The organism is Modestobacter marinus (assembly GCF_019799945.1).
Classification (GTDB): domain Bacteria; phylum Actinomycetota; class Actinomycetes; order Mycobacteriales; family Geodermatophilaceae; genus Modestobacter; species Modestobacter marinus_B.
In genome coordinates this window covers 78,967-104,728 of the sequence record NZ_JABGCH010000008.1, presented here as the reverse complement: position 1 = coordinate 104,728, position 25,762 = coordinate 78,967, and the positions used below count along the sequence as shown (strand labels likewise).

Sequence of the window (25,762 nt, the reverse complement as noted above, 5' to 3'; positions counted from 1 at the left end):
GCATCCGGGGAAACGGCGGCGGCTCCCGCGGCAGCGGCGCGGGGGTGTCGGTGGGGTCGGCCAGAATGACCGCGTGACGACGACGTGCGAGGTGTCCGGGTGAGCCGCCGGGGCTGGGTGCTGTTCCTGGCCATGTCGCTGATCTGGGGTGTCCCGTACCTGCTGATCAAGGTCGCCGTCGAGGAGTTCTCGCCGGTCCTCGTGGTCTTCCTGCGCTGCCTGATCGGCGCGGCGCTCCTGCTGCCGTGGACGATCGCCCGCGGCCAGCTGCTGCCCGCGCTGCGGCACTGGCGGGCGCTGCTGCTGTTCACGGTGCTGGAGATGACCGGCCCCTGGCTGCTGCTGTCCTGGGCGGAGCAGTCGCTGTCGTCCTCGCTCACCGGGCTGCTGGTGGCCGGGGTGCCGTTCGTGGCAGCGCTGACCGCGCGGCTGGCCGGCGACGAGGACCGGCTGTCCCCGGTGCGGGTGGTCGGGATGCTGGTCGGCGTGGTCGGCATCGTCGCGCTGCTCGGGCTGGACGTCGCCGGGGCGCAGCTGACCGCGATCGGTGCCGTCGCGCTGGTGGTGATCGGCTACGCGACCGCGCCGATGGTGGTCAACCGGGCGCTGGCCGACGTGTCGGGGGTGACCGCGAGCGCCATCGCGCTGACGGTGACGGGCCTGGTCTACGCGCCCTTCGCGGTGCCGCAGCTCGGGGACGTCGCCACCGCCCCGGCCCGCGCCTGGGGAGCCGTGGTGGCCCTCGGCGTCGTGTGCACGGCGGTGGCGCTGGCGCTGTTCTTCGCGCTCATCCGGGAGGTGGGCCCGCAGCGCGCGCTGGTGATCACCTTCGTCAACCCGGCGGTCGCGGTGCTGCTCGGCGTCCTGCTGCTCGACGAGCCGTTCACCCTGGGCATCGCCGTGGGCCTGCCGCTGATCCTGCTCGGCTGCGCGCTGGCCACCCGGCGCAGTCCCCGGCAGACCGAGCGCTGCGAGCTCACCGACGTCGACGCCGCCGTCCCCTGACTCAGCCGAGCCGGCGCAGCTCGGGCCAGATCCGCGACCAGGGGGCGGTCCGGTCCGAGGCCACCCACACCGGCCGGCCCTGCTCGTCGTTGTCCAGGCCCACCCCGTTGTCGATCCGGGCGGCCTCCCGCACCTGGCCGAACCAGCGACGCAGCTCGGCCTCGGGCAGCCCGACCGCGAGGACGGTGTCCGCCGACTCCGGCGGTGGGCCCCAGTCCCAGTAGGCGTTGTGCCGGCTGTACGCCGGCGCGAGTCCGGGCAGGTACCGGTCGACGGCCCCGGCCTCCCCGTAGTTGCCGGTGAGGACGACGACCTCCGCGCCGGCCGGCAGCTTCTCGCGGACCCCGGCGACGGTGGCCGCGAACGCCGGCCAGCCCACCGTCTCCCCGGCGTCGTAGTTGATCGCGGGGACCGGGCTGCCGGCGAGCCGGTCGACCGGCAGCACCGGCAGGAACAGCAGCCCGCCGACCAGCAGGCTCAGCGCGGGCGCGGCCGCGAGCAGGCCCCGGCGGACCCGGGACCGGCCGCGGCGGGCCCAGGCCAGCGCCGGGTCGGCGCCGGCGGCCAGCAGGACCGGGTAGAGCCCGGCCAGGTAGTAGGGCTTGCCCCCGGTGAGGAGGAAGACCACCGCGAGCAGCGCGTAGGCGACGGGCAGGCAGCGCCACGGGCGCAGCGCCGGGTCGCGCAGCAGGCGCCACCACCCGGCGGCCCACACCGGCCACAGGAACGGGCTGACCAGCACCAGCTGCATGGGCAGGAACAGGAACCACGGCTCGCTGGTGCCCGAGCCGCCGGCCGCGATCGCCGCCGAGAGCTCCAGCTGCGGGAACCCGTGCACCGCCTGCCAGACCAGGTTCGGCGCCCAGAGCAGCAGCGCGACGGCGGCCGCCGCCCACGGCCACCCCGACCGCAGCACGGCGCGCGGCCCGGCCATCAGCAGTCCGCCGAGCACCGCGGCGAGCAGGAAGGCGGCGAGGGTCTTGTTCTGCAGCGCCACGCCCGCGGCGAGCCCGACCAGCAGCCAGCTGCGGCCGCCGTTCCGCAGCGCCCGGACCAGCAGCCAGCACAGCAGCGTCCAGGCGAGCACGTCGAGCGTCGCCGTCGACAGCAGGTGGCCCACGGCCAGCAGCACCGCCGCCCCGGCGGTCGAGGCGGCCGCGAGCAGCTGGGCGGCCCGGCCGCCCCCGAACTCCCGCGCGAGCAGCCCGGCGAGCAGCACCACCGCGCCGGCGGCCAGCGCCGAGGGGAGCCGCAGCGCGACGAGGGAGCCCGGGGCGAGGCTGTCCATGAGCCGGGCGAGCAGCGGCGTCAGCGGCGGCTGGTCGACGTAGCCGAAGGCGAGCTCCCGGCCGGCGCGCAGGAAGTACAGCTCGTCGCGGTGGTACCCGTACCGGCCGGCGGCGGCCACGAGCAGCGCGGCCAGCCCGGCGGCGAGGACGGCGAGGCCCCGCCGGCTCACGGGGGGACGGAGAGGACCGGTCGCGAGCTCCGGGGACGTCGCTGCGGCCACGGAGGCAACCTAGTGCCGCACCCGGGCGCCTGACGCCGCTAGCCTCAGCGCCCGTGGACCGCTCCCGATGCGCGTGGGCGACCAGCGCCCCGGAGTACGTCACCTACCACGACGAGGAGTGGGGCACCCCGCTGCACGGCGACGATGCCCTCTTCGAGCGGCTGTGCCTGGAGGCGTTCCAGTCCGGGTTGTCCTGGATCACCATCCTGCGCAAGCGCCCGGCGTTCCGGGCCGCGTTCGCCGGGTTCCGGATCGACGCGGTCGCCGAGTTCACCGACGACGACGTCGCGCGCCTGCTCACCGACCCGGGGATCGTCCGCAACCGCGCGAAAGTGCTCGCCGCCGTCCGCAACGCCCGCGCGGCGCAGCAGCTGTCCGAGGGGTTGTCCGCCCTGCTCTGGTCCTTCGCCCCGGACGGGACCCGGCCGCGGCCGCAGACCCTGGCCGAGGTCCCGGCGACCAGCCCGGAGTCCACGGCGATGGCCAAGGAGCTCAAGAAGCGCGGCTTCGCCTTCGTCGGGCCGACCACGGCCTACGCGTTGATGCAGGCCACCGGCATGGTCGACGACCACGTCGCGACCTGTTTCCGAGCCCTCCCGTAGGCCGACCCGCGGGGTCCGGGTTGGTCGAACAGGGTCCGATACGGGATCATGAGTGCCGGAGCTCTGCACAACAGGTGCCACACCGCGGTCGTTCGGGTCGTGGGTGGCGGGTGAAGGAGGCACGCATGGCGGCCATGAAGCCGCGCACGGGTGAAGGTCCCCTCGAGGTCACCAAGGAGGGCCGCGGCCTGGTCATGCGCGTACCGCTCGAGGGTGGCGGGCGGCTGGTCGTCGAGCTGTCCCCGGACGAGGCCACCGCCCTCTCCGAGGCCCTCAAGGGCGCGACGAGCTGACCCGCCGCGGGCCTGCCCCCGGGCAGCTCCGCGGACCACGACACGGCCCCGGCCGTCGGCATCACGCCGGCGACCGGGGCCGAGTCGGTTCCCGGGGACCGTCGTCCCCCCGGACGGGTTGCCGACCGGGCGCGGCGGGCATGGCTCCTCCTGTCGCGCGACGAGGCGCGACCTGATCGGAGGGGGACGCACATGACCGGCGGACTGGGCGACAAGGCCAAGGACTTCCTGGGCAGCGACAAGGGCGAGCAGGCCAGCGACAAGGCACTGGACAAGGCCGGGCAGGTCGCCGACGAGAAGACCGGCGGCACGCACGACGCCCAGATCGACAAGGGGCGCGACCTCGCCGACGACCGGCTGGGCACGCCCGGCGACGGCAGCTGACCGACCGCCCGCGGGGGACGGTGCCGCTCCCGGCGCCGTCCCCCGCGGGCGTCCGGCAGGATCGGCCGGGTGACCGACCCGGGCGCGGACCAGACCAGCGGCGTCGTCTTCCCGACCGGCCCGGACGGGCGGCGCAGCACCGCGGCCGTCGGCCGTGCGGTCGTGGCCGACGCGCTCCGCCCGGTCGACCCTCCGGGCGCCCGCGCCGCCGAGCACGAGACCAACTGGCGGACCGGCTACCTGACCCACGTGCGCCGCACGGTCGAGGCCGCGGAGCCCGCCCGTGAGGCGGCGCTCGCCGTGGCCGGCGCGGGACTCGCCTCGCTGCACACCCGCATGCGGGTCGCCGGCCCGGACGGCGAGGCGGACCTCGGCACCCTGGCCACGGCACCCGCCCGGCGGACCCTCACGACCGTCGATCTCACCGGGCAGGCCGAGCCGGAACGTGAGTTCACGCTGCCCTACCGTGGCCGGCGGCTGCGCGGGGACGAGGTGTCCCGCCGGCTGGACGCGTGGGTCGCCGCCGGCGTGGTCGAGCCGAGCTGCGCGGAGGCCGTCCGCACGGTGCTGGCGCACCCCGAGTGGCTGGCGCTGCCGGGCAGCACGGTGGCGGTGCTCGGCGCTGGGGCCGAGATGGGCCCGCTGACCGCCCTCCTGCGCTGGGGCGCCCGGGTGGCGGCGGTCGACCTGCCCCGCCCGGTCCTGTGGCAGCGCGTGCTCGACACCGCGCGTCGCGGGGCCGGGACGCTGCTGGTCCCGGCGGACGGCGACGCGGACCTGGCGGCCACCGCCGGCGCCGACCTGATCGCGGAGGTCCCGGAGGTCGCCGACTGGCTCACCGGGCTGCCCGACGATCTCGTGCTGGGCAACTACGTGTACGCCGACGGGGCCACCAACATGCGGGTCTCGGTGGCGGTCGACGCGCTCACCCTGCGGGTCACCGGCGCCCGGCCGGACACCGCGCTCGGCTTCCTCGCCACGCCCACCGACGTGTTCGTCGTCCCGCGGGAGGCGGTGGAGGCGTCCGTCGCGGCCTACGCGGACCGGTCGCGGTCGGCGAAGCTCCTGGGCCGCCCGCTGCGGACGCTGTCCGCGGGCCGGCTGCTGCAGCGGGCGTACGTGCCCGGCGCCGACCCGGGGATCAGCGACAGCCTGGTGCCGCAGCAGGGCCCGAACTACGCGCTGGCCAAGCGGCTGCAGCGCTGGCGGGCGTCGGTGGCCAGGGCCGCGGGGGCCACCGTCTCGCTCAACGTCGCCCCGCCCACCCGCACCCGCTCGGTGGTGAAGAACCGGGCGCTCGCCGCGGCGTACGCCGGCGCCCACCGGTTCGGGGTGGAGGTGTTCGAGCCGGCGACGTCCAACGTGCTCATGGCCGCGCTGCTGGTGCACGACCTGCACACCGGCGGCGGGCCGGCGCACGCGCACCCGTGGCAGGACGAGGCGCACGCGGCGGCCCACGGCGGGCTGTGGCGCACGCCGTACGCGCCGCGCAGCGCGCTGGGGCTGGCCGCCGTCCTCGGGCTCGGCGCGGCCCGCGGCTGACGTCCCCACGGCCCGCGGACAGGGTAATCACTCAGGGTCGGTTGGGGGAACGCTCAGGGCGCTCCCCGATGTACGCGGCAACCATCCGCCGACAGGCTCGTCGGCATGCACACCACACCCCCTCAGCACCGCCGGGTGTCCCGTTGATCGCCGTCCGGGGGCTCACCAAGACCTACGGCCAGAAGGTCGCCGTGGACGGCGTCACGTTCACCGTCGAGCCCGGCCGGGTCACCGGTTTCCTCGGCCCGAACGGGGCCGGCAAGTCGACCACGATGCGCATGATCCTGGGGCTGGACCGGCCGACGGCCGGGAGCGTGACGGTCAACGGGCACCGCTACACCGACGCCCCGGCGCCGCTGCGCGAGGTCGGCGCGCTGCTCGAGGCCCGTGCGTTGCACCCGGGCCGCACCGCCCGCAACCACCTCCGCTGGCTGGCGGTGAGCAACCGCATCCCCGAGCGCCGGGTCGACGAGGTGCTCGACCTGGTCGGCCTGACCGAGGTGGCCGACCAGCGGGTCGGCAAGTTCTCGCTGGGCATGGGCCAGCGCCTGGGCATCGCCGTCGCGCTGCTCGGTGAGCCCCCGGTCGTCGTCCTGGACGAGCCGGTCAACGGCCTGGACCCCGAGGGCATCCGCTGGGTGCGCACCCTGGCCCGGCAGCTCGCCGAGCAGGGGCGCACGGTGCTGGTCTCCAGCCACCTCATGTCGGAGATGGCCCTCACCGCCGACCACCTGGTCGTGATCGGCCGTGGCCGCGTGCTGGCGGACTGCTCGATGCCGGAGTTCATCGCCGAGCACGCCGCTTCCCACGTCCGGGTGCGCACCCCGCGCGCCGCCGAGGGGGAGACCCTGCTGCGCGGCCACGGCCTGGACGTCGCCCGCACCGGCGACGAGCTCCGGGTGCAGGGCCTGGACGCCGCGGGCGTGGGTGAGCTGCTCGGCGGCCAGGGGCTGCTGCTGCACGAGCTGACCCTGGTCCGGTCGTCGCTGGAGGACGCCTTCATGACCCTGACCGCCGACAGCGTCGAGTACTCCGCGGCGATGCCGCAGGAAGCGGGGGCAACCCGATGATCGACACCGTCTCCCTCGACCCCAACCGGCACGTGCCCGGCGTCCGCCGGCCCGGCTTCGGGGACACGGTGCATGCCGAGTGGGTGAAGTTCTGGTCGGTGCGCTCGACGTTCTGGTCGATCGCGATGCTGTTCGTGCTCGGCGCCGGCCTGACCGTGCTGGTCTGCGCGACCAGCGCCGAGTGGCTGGCCAGCAGCGACGCCGACGAGTCGCCCGCCGCGTTCGTCACCTGGGGCATGATGTTCGCCCAGATCACTGCGGTCGCGCTGGGCACGCTCATCGTGACCACCGAGTACGGCACCGGCATGATCCGGGCCACGCTCGCCGCCAGCCCGCGGCGCGGCTCCGTGCTCGCTGCCAAGGCGGTCGTGCTCACCGGCACGCTGCTCGTCGCCGGGACCGTCACCGCGTTCGCCGGCTACCTGGGTGGCAACTGGTTCCTCGACCGCGAGGGCATCGGCATCGCGCTGTCCGAGGACGGCGTGCTCCGCGCGATGGTCGGCAGCGGGCTGTACCTGGCCGGGCTGGGGCTGTTCGCGATGGCCGTGGGGTTGCTGATCCGGCACACCGCGGCGGCGCTGTCGATCGTGCTGGCGCTGGTCTTCGTCGTCGGCAACATGGCGTTCCTGCTGCCCGGCTCCTGGGGCGAGTATATCGCCAAGCTGCTGCCCGGCAACGCCGGCGGCGGGATCGCCACGCCGGTGTCGTTCAACCCGCAGCTGCTCGGCCCGTGGACCGGCTTCGCGGTCTTCGCCGCGGAGACGGCGGCGCTGCTGATCGCGGCGTACGTCGTCTTCCGGCGCCGGGACGCCTGAAGGAGACCCGCTGCCCCCCACCCTGCAGCGGGGCCGACGGCGCCGAGCCCGTGCTCCGCACGGGTTCGGCGCCTGTCACGCGGGACCGATGAGCCCGGCCACGATCTGCGCGGAGAGGGTGACCAGCGGCAGCCCGCCACCGGGGTGCGCCGAGCCGCCGACCAGGAAGAGTCCCGGCACCGGGGAGGCGTTGCCCGGCCGCAGGAAGGCCGCCCGGGTGCCGTTGCTGGAGGTGCCGTAGATGGAGCCGCCCGGGGTCGCGGTGTCGTGCTCCAGGTCGGCGGGGGTGCGCACGACCCGCCAGCGCAGCCGGTCGCGGACGTCCAGGCCGCGCGCCGCCATCGTCGCGAGCACGCGGTCGGCGCAGGAGTCGGCCAGGCCCGGGGCCGTCCAGTCCACGCCCGCGCCCGGCTCGTGCCGCGGCGCGTTGACCAGCACGAACCACGACTCGCTGGCGTCGTCCGGCCGGAGGGTCGGGTCGTCGGGTGCGCTGACGTAGACCGTCGGGTCGGCGACCGGCCGCTTCGGTCCCCGCCGGCCGAACAGCGCGTCGAACTCGGCGTCGTAGTCGGCGGGGAACAGCACCGTGTGGTGCCCCAGCCCGGGGGTGCGGCCGCGCAGCGCCAGCAGTAGCACCAGGCCGGAGGAGGACGGCGTCGTCCGGCGGAGGCCCGCGCGCGGGCGCCGGGCGGGCACCGACGGGGGCAGCAGCTCGCCGTACAGCGCGGCGGCGTCGGCGTTGCAGACGACGACGTCGGCCGGCACGCGCGTGCCGTCCCCCAGCCGCACCCCGGCCACCCGCCCGCCCTCGACGAGCACCTCGCGCACGGGCATCTCGGTCAGGACGTCGGCCCCGCGCTCGGCGGCCCGCTCGGCGACCGCCTCGACCAGCCGCCGCAGCCCGCCGCGCACGTACCAGGAGCCGAAGGCCTGCTCGACGTACGGGACGGTGAGCAGGGCCGCCGGCGCGCGCCGGGGGTCGGAGCCGGAGTAGGTGGCGTACCGGTCGAGCAGCATGCGCAGCCGCGGGTCGGTCAGGTACTGGCGGCCCACGCCGCGCAGGGTGCGGCCGGGGGCGACGGTCCGCAGGCCGGCGGCGTCCCGGGCCAGCCGGAGGAGGGTGGCCGGACCGGCGAGCGGGGAGCGGAGGAACGGCCCCTCGGTGGCCCGCCACATCGCGGCGGCCCGCTGCAGCAGTGCCGCCCACTGGGCTCCGGTGCCCTCGCCGAGGGCGGCGTCGAGCGCGGCGGGCACCTCGGCCAGCTGACCGGGCACCGCCAGCGACGTCCCGTCGGCGAACCGGTAGCCGACCGCCGGGTCGAGCCGCCGCAGGTCCAGCACGTCGTCCAGGGCCGTGCCGGTGGCGTCGAACAGGTCGCGGAGCACCTGGGGGAGGGTGACCAGGCTCGGGCCGGTGTCGAAGCCGTGACCGTCGCGGCCGTACCAGCCGAGCTTGCCGCCGACCTGCGGCGCCTGCTCCAGCACGGTGACCGTGTGCCCGAGGGCGCCCAGCCGGGCGGCGGCGGCCAGGCCGCCGAGTCCGGCACCGACGACGACGACCCGGGCCACCCCCTCACCGTAGCCAGCCGCCCGGGCACCCGTGGTGCGCTCGGTGGTCCGACCGCCCGCGGGCTGGCACGCTGCCCGGATGGTCTCCTGGCACCGGCACGCCCGCCGAGCGGACGTCGCGCTCCGTGATCTGCTGTCCCGGATCGCCCGGCGCGCGGGGTGGACGCCGACCGTCCTGGCCCACCCGGGGTACGGCAGCGGCGGCCGGCTCCGGGTGCTCGGCCGGGTGCTGCTGGCCCCGCGGGTCCTGCACCCGGAGGAACGCCGCGCCGTGCCGGGCTGGCAGCGCTTCCTCACCCTGGAGAGCCCTGGCGCGGAGGTGACGGTCGAGGTCGCCGGGCAGCAGCACCGGGTCCGCAGCGACGACGACGGGCTGCTCGACGTCACCCTGGACGTCCAGCTGCCGGACGCGGGCGCCGTGCCGGTGACCCTGCGGGCCGGCGACCGGACGTCCTCGGCGCCGGTGCACCTCGCCTCCCCGGACGCCGCCCGGGGAGTGGTCTGCGACATCGACGACACGGTGCTGGTCACCGGGATCACCACGCCGCTGCGCGCCGCGTGGCGCACGTTCGTGCAGCCGATGGACGAGCGGCAGGCGGTGCCCGGGATGGCCGAGCTGCTCCGGGTGCTCACCGGGGGCGCGCCGCACGTGCCGGTGGTCTACGTGAGCAACGGCCCGTGGAACCTCGCCGGGCCGCTCACCCGGTTCCTGGAACGCGCCGGGTTCCCCGCCGGGGCGCTGCTGCTCACCGACTGGGGGCCGACGTCGGACCGCTGGTTCCGCGACGGGCGCGCGCACAAGCGGGCCACGCTGCAGCGGCTGGCCACGGACCTGCCGGGTGTGCGGTGGACGTTGGTGGGCGACACCGGCGAGCACGACCCGGCGCTGTACGAGGAGTTCGCCCGCGCGCAGCCGGACCGGGTGCGTGCCGTGCTGCTGCGGGACGTCTCCAGCAGCGGCACCCGGGTCGAGCGGTTCGGGGACGTCCCGGTGGTCTACGCCCGGGATGGCGCCGAGCTGGCCACGGCGCTCCCGGTGAGGGACTGACGGCCGAACAGCTCCGCCAGCGCCGCGTCGGACCCGGCCAGTGCGCGCCGGTCGAAGGTGCTGCTGGAGGCCACCAGCTCGCCCGCACCGGTGCGGTCCAGCAGGTCACCGAGCCGCTCGCCGACCTCGGCCGCCGGCCCGGCGATCGCCGCACCCGCGGTCTCCGCCACGTACCGCTGCTGGGTCGGCGTCATGGGGTGGGCGCGAACCGCGGCAACCGGCTCGAGCGGCGGGAACGTCCCGGCCGTGCGCGCCTGCGCCATCGCCCACGCCTCCGGCAGCAGCAGCTCCTGGGCCCGGGCGGCGGTGTCCGCTACCAGCACGTCGAGGCTGACGGCGACGGTGGGCTCCGGGTGCTCCACCGAGGGGCGGTACTCGTCCCGGTAGCGAGCCAGCGCGGCCGCCCCCGGGCCGGGGTCGCCGCCGACGCCGAGCAGCGGGCCGCCCACGATCACCGGCAGGCCTAGCGCGGCGGCCACCGACAAGCCGCGGCCGGTGGCCAGGACGGTCATCGGCACGGGTGCCGCGGGGCGGGGGCGGGCGGTGATCTCCGCCGTCCCGGCCAGGTACGCGCGCAGCTCGGCGAGGTCGGCGGCGAAGTCGGTCTCGTGCTCCCGCAGCGCCCGCCGGACCGGGGCGGTGAAGCCAGGGGAGCGGCCGAGGCCGAGGTCCACCCGGCCGGGCGCGAACGCGGACAGCATCGCGAATTGCTCGGCGACGACGAGCGGCTGGTGGTGCGGCAGCATCACGCCGGCCGAGCCGAGCCGGAGGGACGTCGTCCGGCCGGCGATGGCCGCCAGCAGCACCGCAGGGCTCGCTCCGGCGACCCCGGAGACGCCGTGGTGCTCGGCGACGAAGAAGCGGTCGTAGCCCAGCTGCTCGGCGCGCACGGCTCGCTCGACGGTGCCGGTCAGCGCGTCGGCGTCCGGCTCTCCGGCGCGGGTGCGGGAGCGGTCCAGCAGGGAGAGCCGCATCAGAACGCGTACCTGATCCGCAGCCACGAGGCGTGCTCCGCGACGAGCTGCCGCAGCCGGTCGACCCCGGCCCGCTTGACGTCGTTGCGGTAGCGGACGTTGAGCTGGCCGTTCTGGCTGCGCTTGGGCTGCTGCAGCTCCGGCCGCCACAGCACGTCCTCGGCCTTCGGGTGCCAGCCCAGGTTGACCTCGTGCAGCCCCGCGTTGTGGGTCAGCGTGATTACCTCGGCGGCCGCCTGCGCCTTGGCCACGGCGCCGAGCCCGTCGTCCAGCTGCAGGAGCAGCGCCGTCCAGTCCGCCTCCCAGCCGTCGCGCAGCACGACGGGGGAGAGGTTGAGGTGCACCTCGTACCCGGCGGCCACGAAGTCGTCGACCGCGGCGATCCGCTCGTCCACCCGGCTGGTGCGGACGTCGAGCAGGCGGGCGTCGGCGTCGGGCATCACCGAGAATCGGATGCGGGTACGGCCCTGGGGGTCGAGGTCGAGCAGCTGCCGGTTGACGTACTTGGTCGCGAAGGACGCCTTCGCCGTCGGCAGCTCGCGGAAGGTGGCGACCAGGTCGGCCACGTTGTCGCTGACCACCGCGTCCACCGAGCAGTCGCTGTTCTCGCCGATGTCGTAGACCCAGCTGACCGGGTCGGCCTCGTCCGGCTCCGGCTTGGGGCCCTGCCGGGCGACGTGCCGGCGCAGGTAGCCGCTGATCTGGTCGATGTTGGTGAAGACGGTGATCGGGTTGGCGTAGCCCTTCCGCCGCGGCACGTAGCAGTAGGCGCAGGCCATCGCGCAGCCGTTCGCCGTCGACGGCGCGATCCAGTTGGCCGAGCGGCCGTTCGGCCGCGCGGACAACGACTTCTTCACCCCGAGCACGAGGGTCTCGGTCTTCACCCGCACCCAGCGGTCGACGTTGCCCTCGTTGCCGTGCAGCTCGGGGATCTGCCAGTGCGAGGGCACCTCCACCAGCTCGGCGCGGGGGAAGCGGGCCAGCACCTGTCGACCGCGCGGCGACGCGGCGGCCGCGGGCTCGGCGTACACGGTGCGGACCTGCAGCAGCCGGCTGTCGACCGGGGTCTCGGAGGGCCCGACGTCGAAGAGGGTCAGCGCGTCGGTCACACCAGGTGCAGCGCGCGGCCCGGCACGGCCATTCCGGCACCCGCTGTGCCCTTGCCCCTAGGCTCGCAGCGCTCCGCCGTCCCGACCCCGGAGGTCTTCTGTGCTGGCCAGCATCGGATACGCCGTCGCCTACACCGGCGTCGGCATCCTGCTCCTCGTGGTGGGCGCCGTGGCGCTCGACCTGCTGACCCCGGGCCACCTGGCCCGGCACATCTACGAGGAACGGTCGGTCAACGCCGCCGTCGCCCTCGCGGCGGGCTTCCTCGGTCAGGGGGCGATCGCCTTCACCACCATCTGGACGAACGCGACCAGCGGGTTCGGCACGGCGCTGGGCTGGACGGTGGTCTTCGGGCTGATCGGGATCGCCCTGCAGGTCGTCGCCTTCGTCGTCCTGGACCTGCTGACCCCCGGCAAGCTGGGCGCGGCGCTCATGCAGGTGCCGTTCCACCCGGCCAGCCTGGTGACGGCGTCGGCCACGCTGGCGGTCTCGGCGATCATCGTCGCCTCGATCTGGCCCTGACGATGAGCCGGATCAACGACGTCGGTGGCATGTCCGGGTTCCCGGCGATCATCGAGGAGCCCGACGAGCCACCGTTCCACGCCGACTGGGAGGCGCACGTCTTCGCGCTCAACGGGGCGCTGATCAAGCGCGGCGTCTACAACCTCGACGAGTTCCGCGACGCCCAGGAGCGGCTGCCGGTGCAGGAGTACCTCGCCGCCTCGTACTACGAGCGCTGGTTCGCCGCGATCAGGACCCTGCTCGCGGAGAAGGGCGTCGCGACGCCGGACGAGCTGCATGTCCCGCACGACTGAGCTCGCGCCCGGGATGCGGGTGCGCACCCGGGCCACCGACCCGGTCGGGCACACCCGGCTGCCGCGGTACGCGCGCGGGGCGGTCGGGGTGCTGGTCGAGCGGGCCGGTGCGCACCCGCTGGCCGACGAGCGGGCCCGCGGCCGGGCGACCGAGCCGCACCCGGTGTGGCACGTGCGGTTCGCCGCCGCGGACCTGTTCGGCTCCGGGGACCACACGGTCACCGTGGAGCTGTGGGAGGACTACCTGACCCCGGTGGAGGAGAGCTGATGAGCGACGACCACGCGAGTTCCCTGATCTCCGCGGAGGTCCGGCACGTCGAGGCGCTGCTGGAGTCCCGCGGCCTGCTGGGCGCCGGGGAGATCGACACCCGGATCGACGAGTTCCTCGCCGGCGGCACCCCGGCCAACGGCGCGCGGATCGTCGCCCACGCCTGGACCGACCCGGGGTTCGCCGCCCGGCTGCTCGCCGACGCGAACGAGGCGATCCGCGAGGTCGGGCTGTCGATGGCCGGCGGGCTGCAGGAGCAGCGGCTGAAGGTGGTGGCCAACACCGCCGAGGAGCACAACGTCGTGGTGTGCACGCTGTGCTCCTGCTACCCGATCGCGCTGCTAGGGCCCTCGCCGAGCTGGTACAAGAGCGAGGCCTACCGCTCGCGCGTGGTCCGGGACCCGCGCGGGGTGCTGGCGGAGTTCGGGCTCGAGCTCCCGGCGGCCACCCGCATCTCGGTCTGGGACGCCAGCGCGGAGTCGCGGTACATGGTGGTGCCCCGCCGTCCCGCCGGCACCGACGGGCTGACCGAGCCGGAGCTCGCCGGGCTGGTCACCCGCAAGGGCCTGATCGGCACCGCCGCCGTCTGAACACGGCGGCGGGATCGGGGCCGTGCGCGCGGGATCAGCCGCGGGCGGCGAGGACCCGCTCGTAGACCTGCACGGTCTGCTGGGCGATCGCCGGCCAGCCGAACTCGGCGAGCACGCGCTCCCGGCCGGCCCGGCCCATGTCGGCCGCCCGCGCGGGGTCGGCGAGCAGCTCGCTGACCCGCGCGGCCAGGCCGGCGGCGAAGCCCGTGGGGTCCTCGGCGTCGTAGGGCACCAGCAGCCCGGTGCGGCCGTCGTCGACCACCTCGGGGATGCCGCCCACGGCGCTGGCGACGACCGCCGTCCCGCAGGCCGCCGCCTCCAGGTTGACGATGCCCAGCGGCTCGTACACCGACGGGACGACGAAGACGGTGGCACCGGTGATCAGCGGGACCAGCTTGTCCCGCGGCACCATCTCCTCGATCCAGATCACGCCGGTGCGGCGGGTCTGCAGCTCGGCGACCGCATCCGCGACCGCCTGCCGCTCCGCCGGGGTGTCCGGGGCGCCCGCGCACAGCACCAGCGCGGCCTCCGGCGGCAGCTGCTCGGCCGCGGCCAGCAGGTGCATGAGGCCCTTCTGCCGGGTGATCCGGCCGACGAACAGGGCGTAGGGCCGGTCGGGGTCGACCCCCATCGAGCGGACGACGTCCGGGTCCTCGATCGGCCGGTAGGCCTCGGCGTCGACGCCGTTGCCGACCACGAGCACCTTGGCCGGGTCCAGCTCCGGGTAGACGTCGAGCACGTCGGCCTTCATGCCGCGGCTGACCGCGATCACCGCGTCGGCGGTCTGGTAGGCGGTGCGCTCCACCCAGGACGACAGCCGGTAGCCCCCGCCGAGCTGGTCGGCCTTCCAGGGCCGGCGCGGCTCGAGGGAGTGCGCCGTCACCACGTGCGCCGCGCCGTGCACCAGCTGGGCGAGCAGCCCGCCGGTGTTGGCGTACCAGGTGTGCGAGTGCACCAGGTCGGCGCCGCCGAGGGCGGCGGCCATCTCCACGTCGATGCCGACGGCCTGCAGCGCGCCGTTGGCGCTGCTGAGGCCCGGCGGGACGGCGTGGCCGGTGGCGTCCGGACGCGCGCCGCCGAAGCAGTGGACGTCGATCTCCGGGCCCCCGGGGAGCTCGCGGAGCGCGGCGACGAGGTGCTCGACGTGCACCCCCGCGCCTCCGTAGACGTCCGGCGGCCATTCCCGGGTGATCACTCCGACGCGCACGGGGTCACCCTAGGGCCGGGCGGGCCGGTTGGCGCTCCGTGCCCGCGCGCTCCCTGCCCCGCCGGGCCGACCGGGCCGGCAACGGTCCGCGTCCGTCCCCGCCCGGGTGACGCAGCGCCGTCCGCCGGTTTCTGGCTGTCACCGCCGCTGACCTGCTGTTCGTCGCGGCGGGTGACGAGAATGGTGAGCCGGTGCCCACGAGTGCGCAGTGCGGGCGATCACCGGATACGTTGCGACCATGCGTGGCGGTCCGAGAGTCCTGGGCATGGTGCTGGCCGGTGGAGAGGGGAAGCGGCTCGCGCCGCTGACCCAGGACCGGGCCAAGCCGGCGGTGCCGTTCGGCGGCAACTACCGGCTCATCGACTTCGTGCTCTCCAACCTGGTGAACGCCGACATCCGGCGGATCGCGGTGCTCACCCAGTACAAGAGCCACTCGCTGGACCGGCACATCACCACGGTGTGGCGGATGTCGACGCTGCTGGGCAGCTACATCACGCCCGTCCCGGCGCAGCAGCGGCTGGGGCCGCGCTGGTACACCGGCAGCGCCGACGCGATCTACCAGAGCCTCAACCTCATCTACGACGACCGCCCGGAGATCGTCGTCGTCTTCGGCGCCGACCACGTGTACCGGATGGACCCGGCGCAGATGATCGCGCAGCACCTGGCGACCGGCGCCGGGGTGACCGTGGCCGGGCTGCGGGTGCCCCGCAAGGAGGCCACCGCGTTCGGGGTCATCGACTCCGACGAGAGCGGCAAGGTCGTCCAGTTCCTGGAGAAGCCGGCCGACCCGCCGGGGCTGCCCGGCAGCCCGGACGAGACCTTCGCGTCGATGGGCAACTACGTGTTCACCACCGACGCGCTGCTGGAGGCGCTGCGGGTGGACGCCGCGGACGACAACTCCGTGCACGACATGGGCGGCTCGATCATGCCGATGATGGCCCAGGCCGGGGACGCCTACGTCTACGACTTCAGCAGCAACCAGGTGCCCGGGGAGACCGAGCGCGACCACGGCTACTGGCGCGACGTCGGGACGATGGACGCCTACTACGACTCCCAGATGGACCTGGTCTCGGTCACCCCGATCTTCAACCTCTACAACAACCGTTGGCCCATCTACACGCTGCCGCCCCAGTTCCCGCCGGCCAAGTTCGTGCTCGGTGGGCGGGCCGAGGAGTCGATGGTGAGCGCCGGGGTGATCATCGACGGCGGCTCCGTGCGCGGGTCGGTGGTCTCTCCGGGGGTGCGCATCGAGCGCGGCGCCCGGGTCGAGGACTGCGTGCTGATGGACGGCGTGCACATCGGTGAGGGCGCGACGGTGCGGCGGGCGATCCTGGACAAGAACGCGATCGTCCCGCCGGGCGCGCGCATCGGCGTCGACCTGGACCGGGACCGGGAGCGGTACCACGTCAGCGAGGGCGGAGTGACGGTGCTCGGCAAGGGTGCCCGCGCCATCTCCTGAGAAAGGGCCCCCGTGCCCCCCGACCCGCGCCCGGCTCGGGCCGGGACCCTGCACGAGGGCGGTTCCAGCCCGGCGCCGCTGGTCGTCACGCTGCTGCTCGACGAGGTCGCGCAGCAGCACTTCGACCGGCTGCGTGCGGCGCACTTCCCGGCGGCCCGCAACCACCTCGCGGCGCACGTGACGCTCTTCCACGCGCTGCCGGGGGAGCGGGTCGCCGACGTGCGCGGCGAGCTGGCCGCAGGTGCCGACCGGCCGGCGTTCGGCGTCGCGGTGACCGCCGTGCGGTTCCTCGGCCGCGGCGTCGCCTACGACCTGGCGGCTCCCGAGCTGACCGCGCTGCGCGACCGGCTGGCGGCCGTGTTCACCGCGGACCTCACCCCGCAGGACCGGCAGTGGCGCCGGCCGCACGTGACGGTGCAGAACAAGGTCGACCCGGCGGTCGCCCGGGCGGTGCACGCCCGGCTGGCGGCCGGCTTCCAGCCGTGGACGGCGGAGGCCCGGGGACTCGGCCTGTGGTGGTACCGCGGCGGCCCGTGGGAACCCGCAGGCGCCTACCGGTTCGCCTGATGGACGGAGTCCTCTCTCAGACGCGTTTGGTGGCGACCAGCAGGCCCGCGCCCATCGGCAGGACGGCGCAGGTCAGCGTCTCGTCCTCACGGAGGATCCGGGCGATCTCCCGCCAGGCCACCGTCTGCGCGTCCCGGGCCGACCGGTCGGCGATCCGGTCCTGCGCCAGCAGGCCGTGGCAGACGAGCGAGCCGCCCCGGCGGACCAGCCCGAGCAGGCCGTTGAGCTGCCCGGAGTACTCCAGCGGCGGGCCGGCGCAGACGACCAGGTCATAGGCGCCGGGGGAGAGCCGGGGCAGCACCTCGGCGGGGGTGCCGAAGATCAGCCGGGTGCGCCCGCTCGGCGTCGCGGCCTCGGTGAACGCGCGCCGGGCGGCCCGCAGCTCGGCGGGGTCGCCGTCCAGGGCGGTGAGGACGCCGTCGGGCCGCATCCCCTGCAGCAGCCACAGCCCGGTGACCCCGCCGCCGCTGCCGATCGAGACGACCGCCCGGGCGTCGGAGCCGGCCGCGAGGACGGCGAGCGTCGCGCCGACGGCGGGCTCGACGGGCTCAGGGGTGCCGAAGGCGGTGGCCGACGTGAGGGCGCGCTGCCTTGCCGCGAGCATCGCGGGGGTCTCGGTGGCGAAGGAATCGGCCCAGGCCGCGGCACCGGTCGGGGAGCCTCCGGAGGGGGGCGGTCCCGCGGTGCTGGTCACCCGGCGAGGGTAGTGGCGGGGCGGTGTGCCCGCCGTGGCGGGTGCTGCCTGGGAACTCCCTGTGGGTCTGCGCCTCCGGGAACACCGCCCGGGACGTCCTCCGTTGATCAGGACGTGCGTCTGCCGCGTACCGCCGTCCGCCGTCCCTCCGATGAATCCGTTCCTGCCGGGGAGGTGTCCGGGCCGGGCGTCTGCGATCCTGGTGTGGTGAGCGAGGCCGCAGCGACCGGGCCGGGTACCGCCGTGCCCGAGGCCGCCCCCGTCCTGCCGGCCGACGCCGCCGACGGGTGGGTCGCCCCGACCTGGGACCAGGTCGTGCGCGAGCACTCCGCGCGGGTGTACCGGCTGGCCTACCGGCTCTCGGGCAACCAGCAGGACGCCGAGGACCTGACCCAGGAGACCTTCGTCCGGGTCTTCCGCTCGCTCGCGGACTTCTCGCCCGGCACCTTCGAGGGCTGGCTGCACCGCATCACCACGAACCTCTTCCTGGACATGGTGCGGCGCCGGCAGCGGATCCGGTTCGACGCGCTCCCCGAGGACACCGAGCGCCTGCCCGGGTCGGCGCCGTCGCCGGAGCAGGTCTACGCCGACACCCACCTGGACCCGCAGGTGCAGGCCGCGCTGGACGCGCTCTCCCCAGAGTTCCGGGTGGCCGTGGTCCTCTGCGACATCGAGGGCCTCACCTACGAGGAGATCGCCGCCACCCTGGGCATCAAGCTCGGCACCGTGCGCAGCCGCATCCACCGCGGTCGCGTGCAGCTGCGCGAGGCGCTGGCCCACCTGGCGCCCCGCCGTCCCGCCGCCGCGGAGGAGGTGATCCGGTGAGCATCCCGGAGAGCCACCTGGCGCAGGAGGCCATCGCCGCGCTGGTCGACGGCGAGCTCTCCGGCGGCGCCGCGAACCGGGCGGCCCGGCACCTCACCGGCTGCACCCAGTGCCGCCTGGCCGTGCAGGCCCAGCGGGAGGCCAAGGCCGCCCTGCAGCGGGACGCGGACGTCGCCGTCCCCGGTGCCCTGCTGTCCCGGCTGAACGCCATCCCGTTCACCGCCGACGTGTCCGGTGGCGGCCTGGGCGGGCTGAGCGCCGCCGCCGGCGGGCTCACCGCCGGCTCGTGGGCGATCCCGCTGGCACCGCCCGAGCCCCCGGCCCGCCCGGGTCATGCCCGCTGGCTGCGCCGGGGCATGACCGGCGCCCTCGCCGGCCTCGGCCTGGGTGTCGCCGTGCTCGCGGTCGGCCTGCCCGCGGCCGAGCGCACCAAGGACGTCCCGCCGCCCGGCTCGGTCGCCGGGGCGGTCCGCGAGACCCTGCCCACGGAGCGCACCGACGTGGTGCCGCCCGTGGTGCGCACGATCAACGCCGTCACCGCACTGCCACCCGGCGGGCCGAACTGACGGCGAGCACCGGCGCGGGCTCGCGTCCGGACGACTCCGCCTCCGCGCAGCCCCCCGTCGAAACCGCCGGCGAGCAGGCCTTCGCGCGCCCGGCCGGCACCGCGGGTCCCTTCGCGCCGGCTGACCGCCCACCGCCTCCGCGCCCGGTGCAGAGCCCCCCGCCGCCCCCGGCCGAGCAGGCCGCGTTCGGGCGGCCCGGGGACGTCGCCGGCTCGTTCGCCGGCGACCGGCCGACGGCGCCCCCGCGCCCCACGCCACCTCCGCCGCCCGAGGCGGTGCTGCGCGCCTTCGCCCCGCGCGGCGGGGCCACCGGCCTCGGGGAGCCGCCGGAGGGGCGCCGCCAGCCGCGGCGGACCGCGACCGGCCCGTTCTGGAAGGCGGACGCGACCGCCGACCCGTGGCGGGACCCCTACGCCCCTGCGGCGCTCGGCGCGCCGGCCCGCTACCCGGAGGACGAGGAACGCCGCTCTGGCCCGTTCCTCGTCGACGCTCGCGGACGGCGCAAGGTCCGGCTGCGTGACGTCTCGGTCCGGCTCGCCTCGCTGGCGCTGCTCGCCCTGATGCTCGTCGGCCTGGTCAGCGGCACGACGGCCTGGTTCCTCGGCCGCACCGCGGACGAGGAGCCGTTGCTGTCCCCGGACACGCAGCTGTCCGAGGTGTCCCCGGGCGCCAGCCGGGAGCCGGGCTCGGTCGCCGACATCGCCGCGCGGGTGGGCCCGGCCGTTGTCTCGGTCGAGGTCCGGCTGGCCAACGCCGGCGCCACCGGGTCGGGGGTCGTCGTGGACGCCGAGGGCGGCTACGTCGTCACCAACAACCACGTGATCTCCGGTGCCGCGGACTCCGACGACGCGGAGATCCGGGCGGTGTTCAGCGACGGCAGTGGCTCCGCGGCCCGGATCGTCGGGCGTGACCCGGCCAGCGACCTCGCCGTCCTGAAGGTGGAGAAGCCGGGGCTGGTCGCCGCCTCCCTCGGGGACTCCGGGGAGCTCGTCGTCGGCGACCCGGTCGTCGCCATCGGCTCGCCGCTGGGGCTGGCCGGCACGGTGACCAGCGGGATCGTCAGTGCGCTGGACCGGCCGGTGCGGCTGTCCGGGGAGGGCAGCGACACCAACGCGGTGATCAGCGCGGTGCAGACCGACGCGCCGATCAACCCGGGCAACTCCGGCGGAGCCCTGGTCGACAACGCCGGCGCGGTCATCGGCATCAACACCGCGATCGCCTCGGTCGGCGGCAACGGCACGACCGGTGGCTCCATCGGGCTGGGTTTCGCGATCCCGGTGGACACGGTCCGGGAGATCGCCGAGCAGTTGATCTCGACCGGTCAGGCGGTGCACGCCTCGCTGGGCGTCAACGCCCGCTCGGTCACCGACGGCACCCGGGACGGTGCGCTGGTGGTCAACGTCGAGCCGGCCAGCGCCGCGGCCGAGGCCGGCATCCAGGAGCAGGACGTCGTCATCGCGGTCGACGGCGAGCCGGTCGGCAGCTCGGAGGAGCTGCAGGTCGCCGTCGACGCCCACGACCCGGGCGACACGGTGACGGTGGAGCTGGTGCGCGGCGGCAGCTCGACCGAGGTCGAGGCCACGCTCGACACCGCCTGATGGAGGACCGCCGTCCACCTCCGGCCCGGGCGGCCCACCTACCCTGGACGGCGACCGCGGCTGCGCCGCAGGGGTGCCGGGCGCGAGGAGGAACGGTGTTCGACTCGATCGGCTGGGGTGAGATCGTCGTCCTGGCGCTGGCCGCGCTGTTCATCTTCGGTCCCGACCGCCTGCCGACCCTGGCCAAGGACGCGGCCAGCGGACTGAGGAAGGCGCGCACGGCGATCACCGGGGTCCGCGGCCAGCTGCACGACACGCTGGGCGACGACTTCGACCACCTGCGCGACCTCGACCTGCGGCAGTACCACCCCAGGACGTTCATCCGGCAGCAGCTGCTCGAGGACGAGGAGCCCCCCGCGCGGCGGGCCGCCGGGTCCAGCGCACGCACGCGCAACGCGGCGGTGCGGACGGCGGAGGCGCAGCGGCCCCGGGACTCCGCCGTTCCCCCGCCCTTCGACGCCGACGCGACCTGACTGTCGTCCTACCGGACCCCACCGCGGCCAGCAGAAGGACCTCGGTGCCCCCACGGGCCCCTGCACCGAGGCCGGCACGACAACGTAGCGGCCGGCCACCCCTCGCGGGGTGACCGGCCTCCGTCGTTCAGGCCTTACCGGCGGACGGGGGTGAGCCCGAGCGACATGCCGGACAGGCCGCGCTGACGGACGGCGAGGCCGTCGGCGATCGCGCTCAGCGCCTGCGCCGCGGGAGCGTCCGGCTCGGCCAGCACGATCGGCGCGCCCGCGTCACCGGCCTCGCGCAGCCGGGTGTCCAGCGGGATCTGGCCGAGCAGCGGCACCCGGGCGCCGAGGGTCCTGGTCAGCGCGTCGGAGACCGCCTGGCCGCCACCGGAGCCGAAGACCTCCATGCGGGAGCCGTCGGGCAGCTCCAGCCACGACATGTTCTCGATGACGCCGACCACCTGCTGGTGGGTCTGGGTGGCGATCGCCCCCGCCCGCTCGGCCACCTCGGCGGCGGCCAGCTGCGGGGTGGTGACCACCAGGATCTCGGCGTTGGGCAGCAGCTGGGCGATGGAGATCGCCACGTCACCGGTGCCCGGCGGGAGGTCGAGCAGCAGGACGTCGAGGTCGCCCCACCACACGTCGGCGAGGAACTGCTGCAGCGCGCGGTGCAGCATCGGCCCGCGCCAGACGACCGGGGTGTTGCCCGGGGTGAACATGCCGATCGAGATGACCTTCACGCCCATCGACTGCGGCGGCATGATCATGTTGTCGACCTGAGTGGGCTTGTCGTCCACGCCGAGCATCCGCGGCACCGAGTGGCCGTAGATGTCGGCGTCCACCACGCCCACCGACAGGCCGCGCCTGGCCAGCGCGGCCGCCAGGTTCACCGTGACGCTGGACTTGCCGACCCCGCCCTTGCCCGAGGCGACCGCGTACACGCGGGTCAGCGACCCCGGCTGGGCGAAGGGGATGACCGGGTCGGCGGCGTCGGTGCCGCGCACGGTCTTGCGCAGCTCGGCGCGCTGCTCGTCGTTCATGATGTCCAGGACGACCTGGACGGCGGTCACGCCGGGGACGGCGGAGACGGCTTGGGTGACCCGGTTGGTGATCGTCTCGCGCATCGGGCAGCCGGCGACGGTCAGGTAGACCTCGACCCGGACGGCGCCCGGGTCGCCGCCGACCCCGATCTGCACGTCCTTGACCATGCCGAGCTCGGGCAGCGGGCGGTTGATCTCCGGGTCCTGGACGGTCGCGAGCGCCGCGTTGACGGCGTCCAGCGCCGGCGACCCGGTCAGCGTGTCGGACATGCGGGATGAGTCTCCTTCGACGGGGAGCCCGGGACAGCCGAGCCCCGCACCTGCGAGAACCCGGACGCGGGCGAACTCCACTGTACGGCCGGGGACGGGGGCGCCCGTTCGTCGCTGGTGTGAGCCAGGGCATGTCAGTACCGCTCACTAGGGTCAGCAGGGTGTCGACGTCGGACCGTTCCCGGACCCTCCGCGACGCCATCGGTCTCGGGGCCGCCGTCGGCCTGTACGGCGTCGCCTTCGGTGCGGCGGCCGCGGGAGCCGGCCTGAGCACCTGGCAGGCGCTGACCATGTCCGCGGTGATGTTCACCGGCGCCTCGCAGTTCGCGCTGGTCGGCGTGCTGAGCGCGGGCGGGGGAGCGGCGGCCGCCGTCGGCAGCGCGCTGCTGCTGGGCACCCGCAACACCGTTTACGGCGTCCGGCTCGCGCCGCTGCTCGCGCCGCGCGGCTGGCCGCGCCGGGCGGGCGCCGCGCACTGGGTGATCGACGAGACGACCGCGATGGCCGTCGCCGCGCCGGACCGCGAGCTCGGCCGGGTCGCCTTCTGGGCCACCGGCGCGACCATCTACCTCGGCTGGAACGTGACCACCGTGATCGGCTCGCTGGGCGCGGCCGGCCTGGGGGAGACCGCGCAGGCGGCACTGGACTCCGTCGTCCCGGCCGCGTTCCTGGCGCTGCTGTGGCCCCGGTTGACCCGCGCGGCGAACGAGCCGGCCGTCCAGCGGCGGGTCGCGCTCGGCGGGGCGGTCGTCGCGCTGGTGCTCACGCCGTTCGTGCCGCCGGGCGTGCAGGTGATCCTCGCGGTGGTCGCGGTCGGGCTGGCCGGCCGGCCGCGCCGGGTCGCCGCGGAGGAGACCGCGTGAGCTCCGGGACGCTGTGGGCGGTCGTCCTCGTCGGCGCGGTGGGCTGCTACCTGCTCAAGCTCGCCGGGCTGTCGGTGCCCGCGGCCTGGGTGGAGCGGCCGTGGGTGACGCGGGTGGTGGAGTTCGTGCCCGCCGCGCTGCTGGCCGCGCTGGTGGCCGTGCAGGTGGCGAGCTCCGGCTCGGCGCTGGTCCTCGACGGGCGGCTGGTCGGGCTGGCGGTCGCCGCCGTCGCGCTGGCGCTGCGGGCCCCGTTCATCGTCGTCCTGGTGCTGGCCGGCGCTGCCGGCGCGCTGGTCCACGTCCTCACCGGCTGATCGCCCTGCGGGCAGGATGGGCGGTGTGCTCATCGTGATCGGCGGGGTGCCCGGCGTGGGGAAGACGACGGTGGCCCGCGCGGTGGCCGGCCGGCTGGGGGCCGCGCACCTACGGATCGACGCCTTCGAGGCCGCGCTCGTCGTGCAGGGCCTCGTCCCGTCCCCGGCCGGGGTCGGCACCCACGGGTACGACCTCGCCCGCGCGGCCGCGGACACCTGCCTGGCCGCCGGCACGGACGTCGTGGTCGACGCCGTGTTCCCGGTGGCCGCGTCCCGCCGGGCGTTCCGGGAGCTGGCGGCCCGGCACGACACCCCGGCGCACTGGCTGCGGCTGATCTGCACCGACCCGGCCGAGCACCGCCGCCGGGTCGAGCAGCGGGTCGCGGACCTGCCCGGGCACCTCGCCGCGGACTGGCCCGCGGTCACCCGGCGGGACGTCGACCAGTGGCACGAGCGGCACACCGTCGTCGACACGGCGAAGGGCGACCCGGTGGCCGCCGTCCTCACCGCCCTGGGGCGCTGAGCCTCAGCCCGCGGTCTCCGGCGCGGCCTCCCGCCGCTTCTTGCCGGACTTCTTCTTGCGGTCGTGACCGCCCTCGTCGCCGTCCTCGCTCAGAACCCGGTTGAGCTCACCGCGGATGAAGTCGCGGGTGGCGAGCTCCCCGACCGCGACCCGCAGCGAGGCCAGCTCGCGGGCGAGGTACTCGGTGTCCGCACGGGTCTGCGCGGCCCGGCTGCGGTCCTCCTCGGCCTGCACCCGGTCCCGGTCGGCCTGCCGGTTTTGCGCCAGCAGGATCAGCGGCGCGGCGTACGCGGCCTGGGTGGAGAAGGCCAGGTTCAGCAGGATGAAGGGGTAGGGGTCCCAGCGGAGGTTGACCGCGGCGACGTTCAGCACGATCCAGACGATCACGATGATCGTCTGGACGGCGAGGAAGCGCCCGGTTCCCAGGAAGCGGGCGATCCCCTCGGCGAACCGACCGATCGCGTCGGGGTCGAAGCGCAGGGCGCTGCCCAGCGACCGGTTGCCGCGGGGCTGGTCGAGCCGCTGGTCGGCGCGCCGGTCCGGGTCAACCACGGCGGGTCCGCTCGCGCCAGTCCTCGGGCAGGAGGTGGTCGAGGACGTCGTCCACGCTCACCGCGCCGACCAGCCGCCCCTGGGCGTCGACGACCGGGGCGGCCACCAGGTTGTAGGTGGCGAAGTAGCGGGTCACCTCGCCCAGCGGGGCCTCCGGGTGCAGCGGCTCCAGGTCGTCGAGGACCCCGCTGACCAGTCCGGACGGGGGCTCGCGCAGCAGTCGCTGGATGTGCGCCAGCCCCAGGTACCGGCCGGTCGGCGTGGCCGACGGCGGCCGGCAGACGTACACCTGGCTGGCCAGCGCCGGGGTCAGCTCGGGCACCCGGACCCGGGCGAGCGCCTCGGCGATGGTGGCGTCCGGAGTCAGGATCACCGGCTCGCTGGTCATGATCCCGCCGGCGGTGTCCTCCGAGTACTTGAGCAGCTGGCGCACCGGCTCGGCCTCGTCGGGCTCCATGAGCTCCAGCAGCCGGTTGCGGTCGACGTTGGACAGCTCGGCCAGCAGGTCGGCGGCGTCGTCGGGGTCCATCTCCTCGAGCACGTCGGCGGCCCGCCGCTCCTCCAGGGTGCCCAGGATGACGATCTGCTCGGCCTCGGGCAGCTCGCCCAGGACGTCGGCCAGCCGCTCGTCGCTGAGCGCCTCGGCCACCTCGTGCCGCCGCTTGATCGGCAGCTCCTGCAGCGCGTGCGCGACGTCGGCGGCGTTGAGGTCGCGGTAGGTGGCGATCAGCGTCTCGGCGCTCTGCCCGGTCTCCGGCAGGGCCAGCCCGTTGACCTCGTCCCAGGCCAGCTGGTGGAGCTGGCCGCGGCGGCCGAGCCGCCCGGGCTCCTGGACGGCGAGGCGGGAGAGCACCCAGTCGCCGGTGCGGGTCTGCTCGATCGCCGCGTCGACGACCGTGGCCGGCCGGCCGGACTCCACGATCGTCACCGACCGGTCCAGCAGCTCCCCGAGCACGAGCGTCTCGCCGGCCCGCTGCTCGAAGCGCTTGAGGTTGACGGTGCCCGAGGAGAGCGTCACCGAGGTGGCGTCCAGTCCGGTGACCCGGCCCATCGGGCAGAAGATCCGGCGCCGGGCGACCACCTCGACGATGAGGCCGAGCACCCGCGGCACGGCCGTGCCGACCCGGAGGGCGACCAGCACGTCGCGGGCCTTGCCGACCCGGTCGCCGTTGGGGTCGAAGACCGTCAGCCCGGCGATGCGCGAGACGTACGCCCTCGTCACCGTCGTCACGGG

Annotated in this window: 30 protein-coding genes; 21 read left to right on the top strand and 9 right to left on the bottom strand. The window is 75.4% G+C overall.

Going from position 1 to position 25,762, the window contains the following annotated elements; all coding sequences use genetic code 11:
- Positions 1-99 precede the first annotated feature (99 nt).
- Positions 100-1,005: a DMT family transporter gene (locus HK417_RS09845; RefSeq protein WP_222265862.1), complete on the top strand. Its 906-nt coding sequence runs from the start codon at positions 100-102 to the stop codon at positions 1,003-1,005.
- 1 nt (position 1,006) lies between these two features.
- Here HK417_RS09845 and HK417_RS09840 read toward each other — a convergent pair whose 3' ends face one another.
- Positions 1,007-2,464 (bottom strand): glycosyltransferase family 39 protein, encoded by a 1,458-nt coding sequence (locus HK417_RS09840; RefSeq protein WP_308123482.1) that lies wholly within the window; start codon positions 2,462-2,464, stop codon positions 1,007-1,009.
- 104 nt (positions 2,465-2,568) lie between these two features.
- Between HK417_RS09840 and HK417_RS09835 the strand changes: the two genes are divergently transcribed.
- The 6 genes from HK417_RS09835 to HK417_RS09810 all read left to right on the top strand — a co-directional run bounded on the left by HK417_RS09835 (position 2,569) and on the right by HK417_RS09810 (position 7,221).
- Positions 2,569-3,117 (top strand): DNA-3-methyladenine glycosylase I, encoded by a 549-nt coding sequence (locus HK417_RS09835; RefSeq protein WP_222265858.1) that lies wholly within the window; start codon positions 2,569-2,571, stop codon positions 3,115-3,117.
- 125 nt (positions 3,118-3,242) lie between these two features.
- A complete protein-coding gene (locus HK417_RS09830; RefSeq protein WP_081807929.1) occupies positions 3,243-3,410 on the top strand; it encodes a DUF3117 domain-containing protein in 168 nt (55 codons plus the stop codon).
- A 192-nt stretch (positions 3,411-3,602) separates the two neighbouring features.
- Positions 3,603-3,794, top strand: coding sequence for an antitoxin (locus tag HK417_RS09825; RefSeq protein WP_222265856.1), 192 nt, complete (start codon positions 3,603-3,605; stop codon positions 3,792-3,794).
- Positions 3,795-3,863: 69 nt separating this feature from the next.
- Complete coding sequence (locus HK417_RS09820; protein WP_222265854.1) at positions 3,864-5,336, top strand: hypothetical protein; 1,473 nt, start codon at positions 3,864-3,866, stop codon at positions 5,334-5,336.
- A gap of 143 nt (positions 5,337-5,479) precedes the next feature.
- Complete coding sequence (locus HK417_RS09815) at positions 5,480-6,406, top strand: ABC transporter ATP-binding protein (protein WP_222265852.1); 927 nt, start codon at positions 5,480-5,482, stop codon at positions 6,404-6,406.
- Positions 6,403-7,221, top strand: coding sequence for an ABC transporter permease subunit (locus tag HK417_RS09810; protein ID WP_222265850.1), 819 nt, complete (start codon positions 6,403-6,405; stop codon positions 7,219-7,221). The genes HK417_RS09815 and HK417_RS09810 overlap by 4 nt, the downstream gene beginning before the upstream one ends.
- A 75-nt stretch (positions 7,222-7,296) precedes the next feature.
- Here the strand turns inward: HK417_RS09810 and HK417_RS09805 are convergent, their stop codons facing one another.
- Positions 7,297-8,790, bottom strand: a complete 1,494-nt coding sequence (locus HK417_RS09805) for a phytoene desaturase family protein (RefSeq protein WP_222265848.1) — start codon at positions 8,788-8,790, stop codon at positions 7,297-7,299.
- Positions 8,791-8,869: 79 nt separating this feature from the next.
- Between HK417_RS09805 and HK417_RS09800 the strand changes: the two genes are divergently transcribed.
- Positions 8,870-9,838 carry an App1 family protein gene (locus HK417_RS09800; protein WP_222265846.1) on the top strand — a complete coding sequence of 323 codons (969 nt, stop codon included), beginning with the start codon at positions 8,870-8,872 and terminating at the stop codon, positions 9,836-9,838.
- Here HK417_RS09800 and HK417_RS09795 read toward each other — a convergent pair.
- The gene (locus HK417_RS09795; protein WP_222265844.1) at positions 9,787-10,812 is read right to left on the bottom strand and encodes an MsnO8 family LLM class oxidoreductase; all 1,026 of its coding nucleotides are present in this window, start codon (positions 10,810-10,812) and stop codon (positions 9,787-9,789) included. The genes HK417_RS09800 and HK417_RS09795 overlap by 52 nt on opposite strands.
- A complete protein-coding gene (locus HK417_RS09790) occupies positions 10,812-11,921 on the bottom strand; it encodes a spore photoproduct lyase family protein (protein ID WP_222265842.1) in 1,110 nt (369 codons plus the stop codon). The genes HK417_RS09795 and HK417_RS09790 overlap by 1 nt, the downstream gene beginning before the upstream one ends.
- Before the next feature lie 100 nt (positions 11,922-12,021).
- Between HK417_RS09790 and HK417_RS09785 the strand changes: the two genes are divergently transcribed.
- From HK417_RS09785 to HK417_RS09770, 4 genes are read left to right on the top strand one after another with little or no spacing between them, the layout of a single operon-like run.
- Positions 12,022-12,441: a DUF350 domain-containing protein gene (locus HK417_RS09785; protein WP_222265840.1), complete on the top strand. Its 420-nt coding sequence runs from the start codon at positions 12,022-12,024 to the stop codon at positions 12,439-12,441.
- A gap of 2 nt (positions 12,442-12,443) precedes the next feature.
- Positions 12,444-12,734: an SH3-like domain-containing protein gene (locus HK417_RS09780; protein WP_222265838.1), complete on the top strand. Its 291-nt coding sequence runs from the start codon at positions 12,444-12,446 to the stop codon at positions 12,732-12,734.
- Positions 12,718-13,002, top strand: a complete 285-nt coding sequence (locus HK417_RS09775; RefSeq protein ID WP_222265836.1) for an SH3-like domain-containing protein — start codon at positions 12,718-12,720, stop codon at positions 13,000-13,002. Before HK417_RS09780 ends, HK417_RS09775 begins: the two co-directional genes overlap by 17 nt.
- On the top strand, positions 13,002-13,592 hold the full coding sequence (locus tag HK417_RS09770) for a nitrile hydratase subunit alpha (protein ID WP_222265834.1): 591 nt from the start codon (positions 13,002-13,004) through the stop codon (positions 13,590-13,592). The genes HK417_RS09775 and HK417_RS09770 overlap by 1 nt, the downstream gene beginning before the upstream one ends.
- A 34-nt stretch (positions 13,593-13,626) precedes the next feature.
- Here HK417_RS09770 and glgA read toward each other — a convergent pair whose 3' ends face one another.
- Positions 13,627-14,799, bottom strand: a complete 1,173-nt coding sequence (glgA, locus tag HK417_RS09765; RefSeq protein WP_222265832.1) for a glycogen synthase — start codon at positions 14,797-14,799, stop codon at positions 13,627-13,629.
- Positions 14,800-15,037: 238 nt separating this feature from the next.
- Here glgA and glgC point away from each other — a divergent pair, with 238 nt between their 5' ends.
- Both glgC and HK417_RS09755 read left to right on the top strand, forming a co-directional pair.
- Entirely contained in the window at positions 15,038-16,258 is a 1,221-nt protein-coding gene (gene glgC, locus HK417_RS09760; protein WP_222265830.1) for a glucose-1-phosphate adenylyltransferase, read from the top strand.
- A gap of 12 nt (positions 16,259-16,270) precedes the next feature.
- On the top strand, positions 16,271-16,825 hold the full coding sequence (locus HK417_RS09755; protein WP_222265828.1) for a 2'-5' RNA ligase family protein: 555 nt from the start codon (positions 16,271-16,273) through the stop codon (positions 16,823-16,825).
- Positions 16,826-16,841: 16 nt separating this feature from the next.
- On the opposite strand, the gene HK417_RS09750 is transcribed toward HK417_RS09755, so the two are convergent.
- Positions 16,842-17,519: an O-methyltransferase gene (locus HK417_RS09750; RefSeq protein WP_222265826.1), complete on the bottom strand. Its 678-nt coding sequence runs from the start codon at positions 17,517-17,519 to the stop codon at positions 16,842-16,844.
- Positions 17,520-17,726: 207 nt separating this feature from the next.
- Between HK417_RS09750 and sigE the strand changes: the two genes are divergently transcribed.
- The 4 genes from sigE to HK417_RS09730 all read left to right on the top strand — a co-directional run bounded on the left by sigE (position 17,727) and on the right by HK417_RS09730 (position 20,981).
- On the top strand, positions 17,727-18,344 hold the full coding sequence (gene sigE / locus HK417_RS09745) for an RNA polymerase sigma factor SigE (protein ID WP_439957915.1): 618 nt from the start codon (positions 17,727-17,729) through the stop codon (positions 18,342-18,344).
- Positions 18,341-18,910, top strand: coding sequence for an anti-sigma factor family protein (locus HK417_RS09740; RefSeq protein WP_222265824.1), 570 nt, complete (start codon positions 18,341-18,343; stop codon positions 18,908-18,910). Before sigE ends, HK417_RS09740 begins: the two co-directional genes overlap by 4 nt.
- 146 nt (positions 18,911-19,056) lie before the next feature.
- A complete protein-coding gene (locus HK417_RS25295; RefSeq protein WP_308123481.1) occupies positions 19,057-20,508 on the top strand; it encodes a S1C family serine protease in 1,452 nt (483 codons plus the stop codon).
- A gap of 95 nt (positions 20,509-20,603) precedes the next feature.
- Positions 20,604-20,981, top strand: coding sequence for a sec-independent translocase (locus HK417_RS09730; RefSeq protein WP_222265822.1), 378 nt, complete (start codon positions 20,604-20,606; stop codon positions 20,979-20,981).
- Positions 20,982-21,115: 134 nt separating this feature from the next.
- Here the strand turns inward: HK417_RS09730 and HK417_RS09725 are convergent, their stop codons facing one another.
- A complete protein-coding gene (locus HK417_RS09725; protein WP_222265820.1) occupies positions 21,116-22,276 on the bottom strand; it encodes an Mrp/NBP35 family ATP-binding protein in 1,161 nt (386 codons plus the stop codon).
- Positions 22,277-22,437: 161 nt separating this feature from the next.
- Between HK417_RS09725 and HK417_RS09720 the strand changes: the two genes are divergently transcribed.
- From HK417_RS09720 to HK417_RS09710, 3 genes are read left to right on the top strand one after another with little or no spacing between them, the layout of a single operon-like run.
- Positions 22,438-23,139: an AzlC family ABC transporter permease gene (locus tag HK417_RS09720; protein ID WP_308123480.1), complete on the top strand. Its 702-nt coding sequence runs from the start codon at positions 22,438-22,440 to the stop codon at positions 23,137-23,139.
- Complete coding sequence (locus HK417_RS09715; protein WP_222265815.1) at positions 23,136-23,453, top strand: AzlD domain-containing protein; 318 nt, start codon at positions 23,136-23,138, stop codon at positions 23,451-23,453. Before HK417_RS09720 ends, HK417_RS09715 begins: the two co-directional genes overlap by 4 nt.
- A 25-nt stretch (positions 23,454-23,478) precedes the next feature.
- Positions 23,479-23,976 carry an AAA family ATPase gene (locus HK417_RS09710; protein WP_222265814.1) on the top strand — a complete coding sequence of 166 codons (498 nt, stop codon included), beginning with the start codon at positions 23,479-23,481 and terminating at the stop codon, positions 23,974-23,976.
- A gap of 3 nt (positions 23,977-23,979) precedes the next feature.
- Here HK417_RS09710 and HK417_RS09705 read toward each other — a convergent pair whose 3' ends face one another.
- On the bottom strand, positions 23,980-24,528 hold the full coding sequence (locus HK417_RS09705; protein ID WP_222265812.1) for a DUF1003 domain-containing protein: 549 nt from the start codon (positions 24,526-24,528) through the stop codon (positions 23,980-23,982).
- Complete coding sequence (locus HK417_RS09700) at positions 24,521-25,759, bottom strand: magnesium transporter MgtE N-terminal domain-containing protein (RefSeq protein WP_222265809.1); 1,239 nt, start codon at positions 25,757-25,759, stop codon at positions 24,521-24,523. Before HK417_RS09700 ends, HK417_RS09705 begins: the two co-directional genes overlap by 8 nt.
- Positions 25,760-25,762 lie beyond the last annotated feature (3 nt).

What these genes read in the sequence shown, in the direction of transcription:
- HK417_RS09830 (WP_081807929.1), top strand. Translation starts at nt 3,243, where the DNA reads ATGGCGGCCATGAAGCCGCGCACGGGTGAAGGTCCCCTCGAGGTCACC.
- HK417_RS09825 (WP_222265856.1), top strand. Translation starts at nt 3,603, where the DNA reads ATGACCGGCGGACTGGGCGACAAGGCCAAGGACTTCCTGGGCAGCGAC.
- HK417_RS09810 (WP_222265850.1), top strand. Translation starts at nt 6,403, where the DNA reads ATGATCGACACCGTCTCCCTCGACCCCAACCGGCACGTGCCCGGCGTC.
- HK417_RS09800 (WP_222265846.1), top strand. Translation starts at nt 8,870, where the DNA reads ATGGTCTCCTGGCACCGGCACGCCCGCCGAGCGGACGTCGCGCTCCGT.
- HK417_RS09795 (WP_222265844.1), bottom strand. Translation starts at nt 10,812, where the DNA reads ATGCGGCTCTCCCTGCTGGACCGCTCCCGCACCCGCGCCGGAGAGCCG.
- HK417_RS09780 (WP_222265838.1), top strand. Translation starts at nt 12,444, where the DNA reads ATGAGCCGGATCAACGACGTCGGTGGCATGTCCGGGTTCCCGGCGATC.
- HK417_RS09775 (WP_222265836.1), top strand. Translation starts at nt 12,718, where the DNA reads ATGTCCCGCACGACTGAGCTCGCGCCCGGGATGCGGGTGCGCACCCGG.
- HK417_RS09770 (WP_222265834.1), top strand. Translation starts at nt 13,002, where the DNA reads ATGAGCGACGACCACGCGAGTTCCCTGATCTCCGCGGAGGTCCGGCAC.
- glgC (WP_222265830.1), top strand. Translation starts at nt 15,038, where the DNA reads ATGCGTGGCGGTCCGAGAGTCCTGGGCATGGTGCTGGCCGGTGGAGAG.
- HK417_RS09725 (WP_222265820.1), bottom strand. Translation starts at nt 22,276, where the DNA reads ATGTCCGACACGCTGACCGGGTCGCCGGCGCTGGACGCCGTCAACGCG.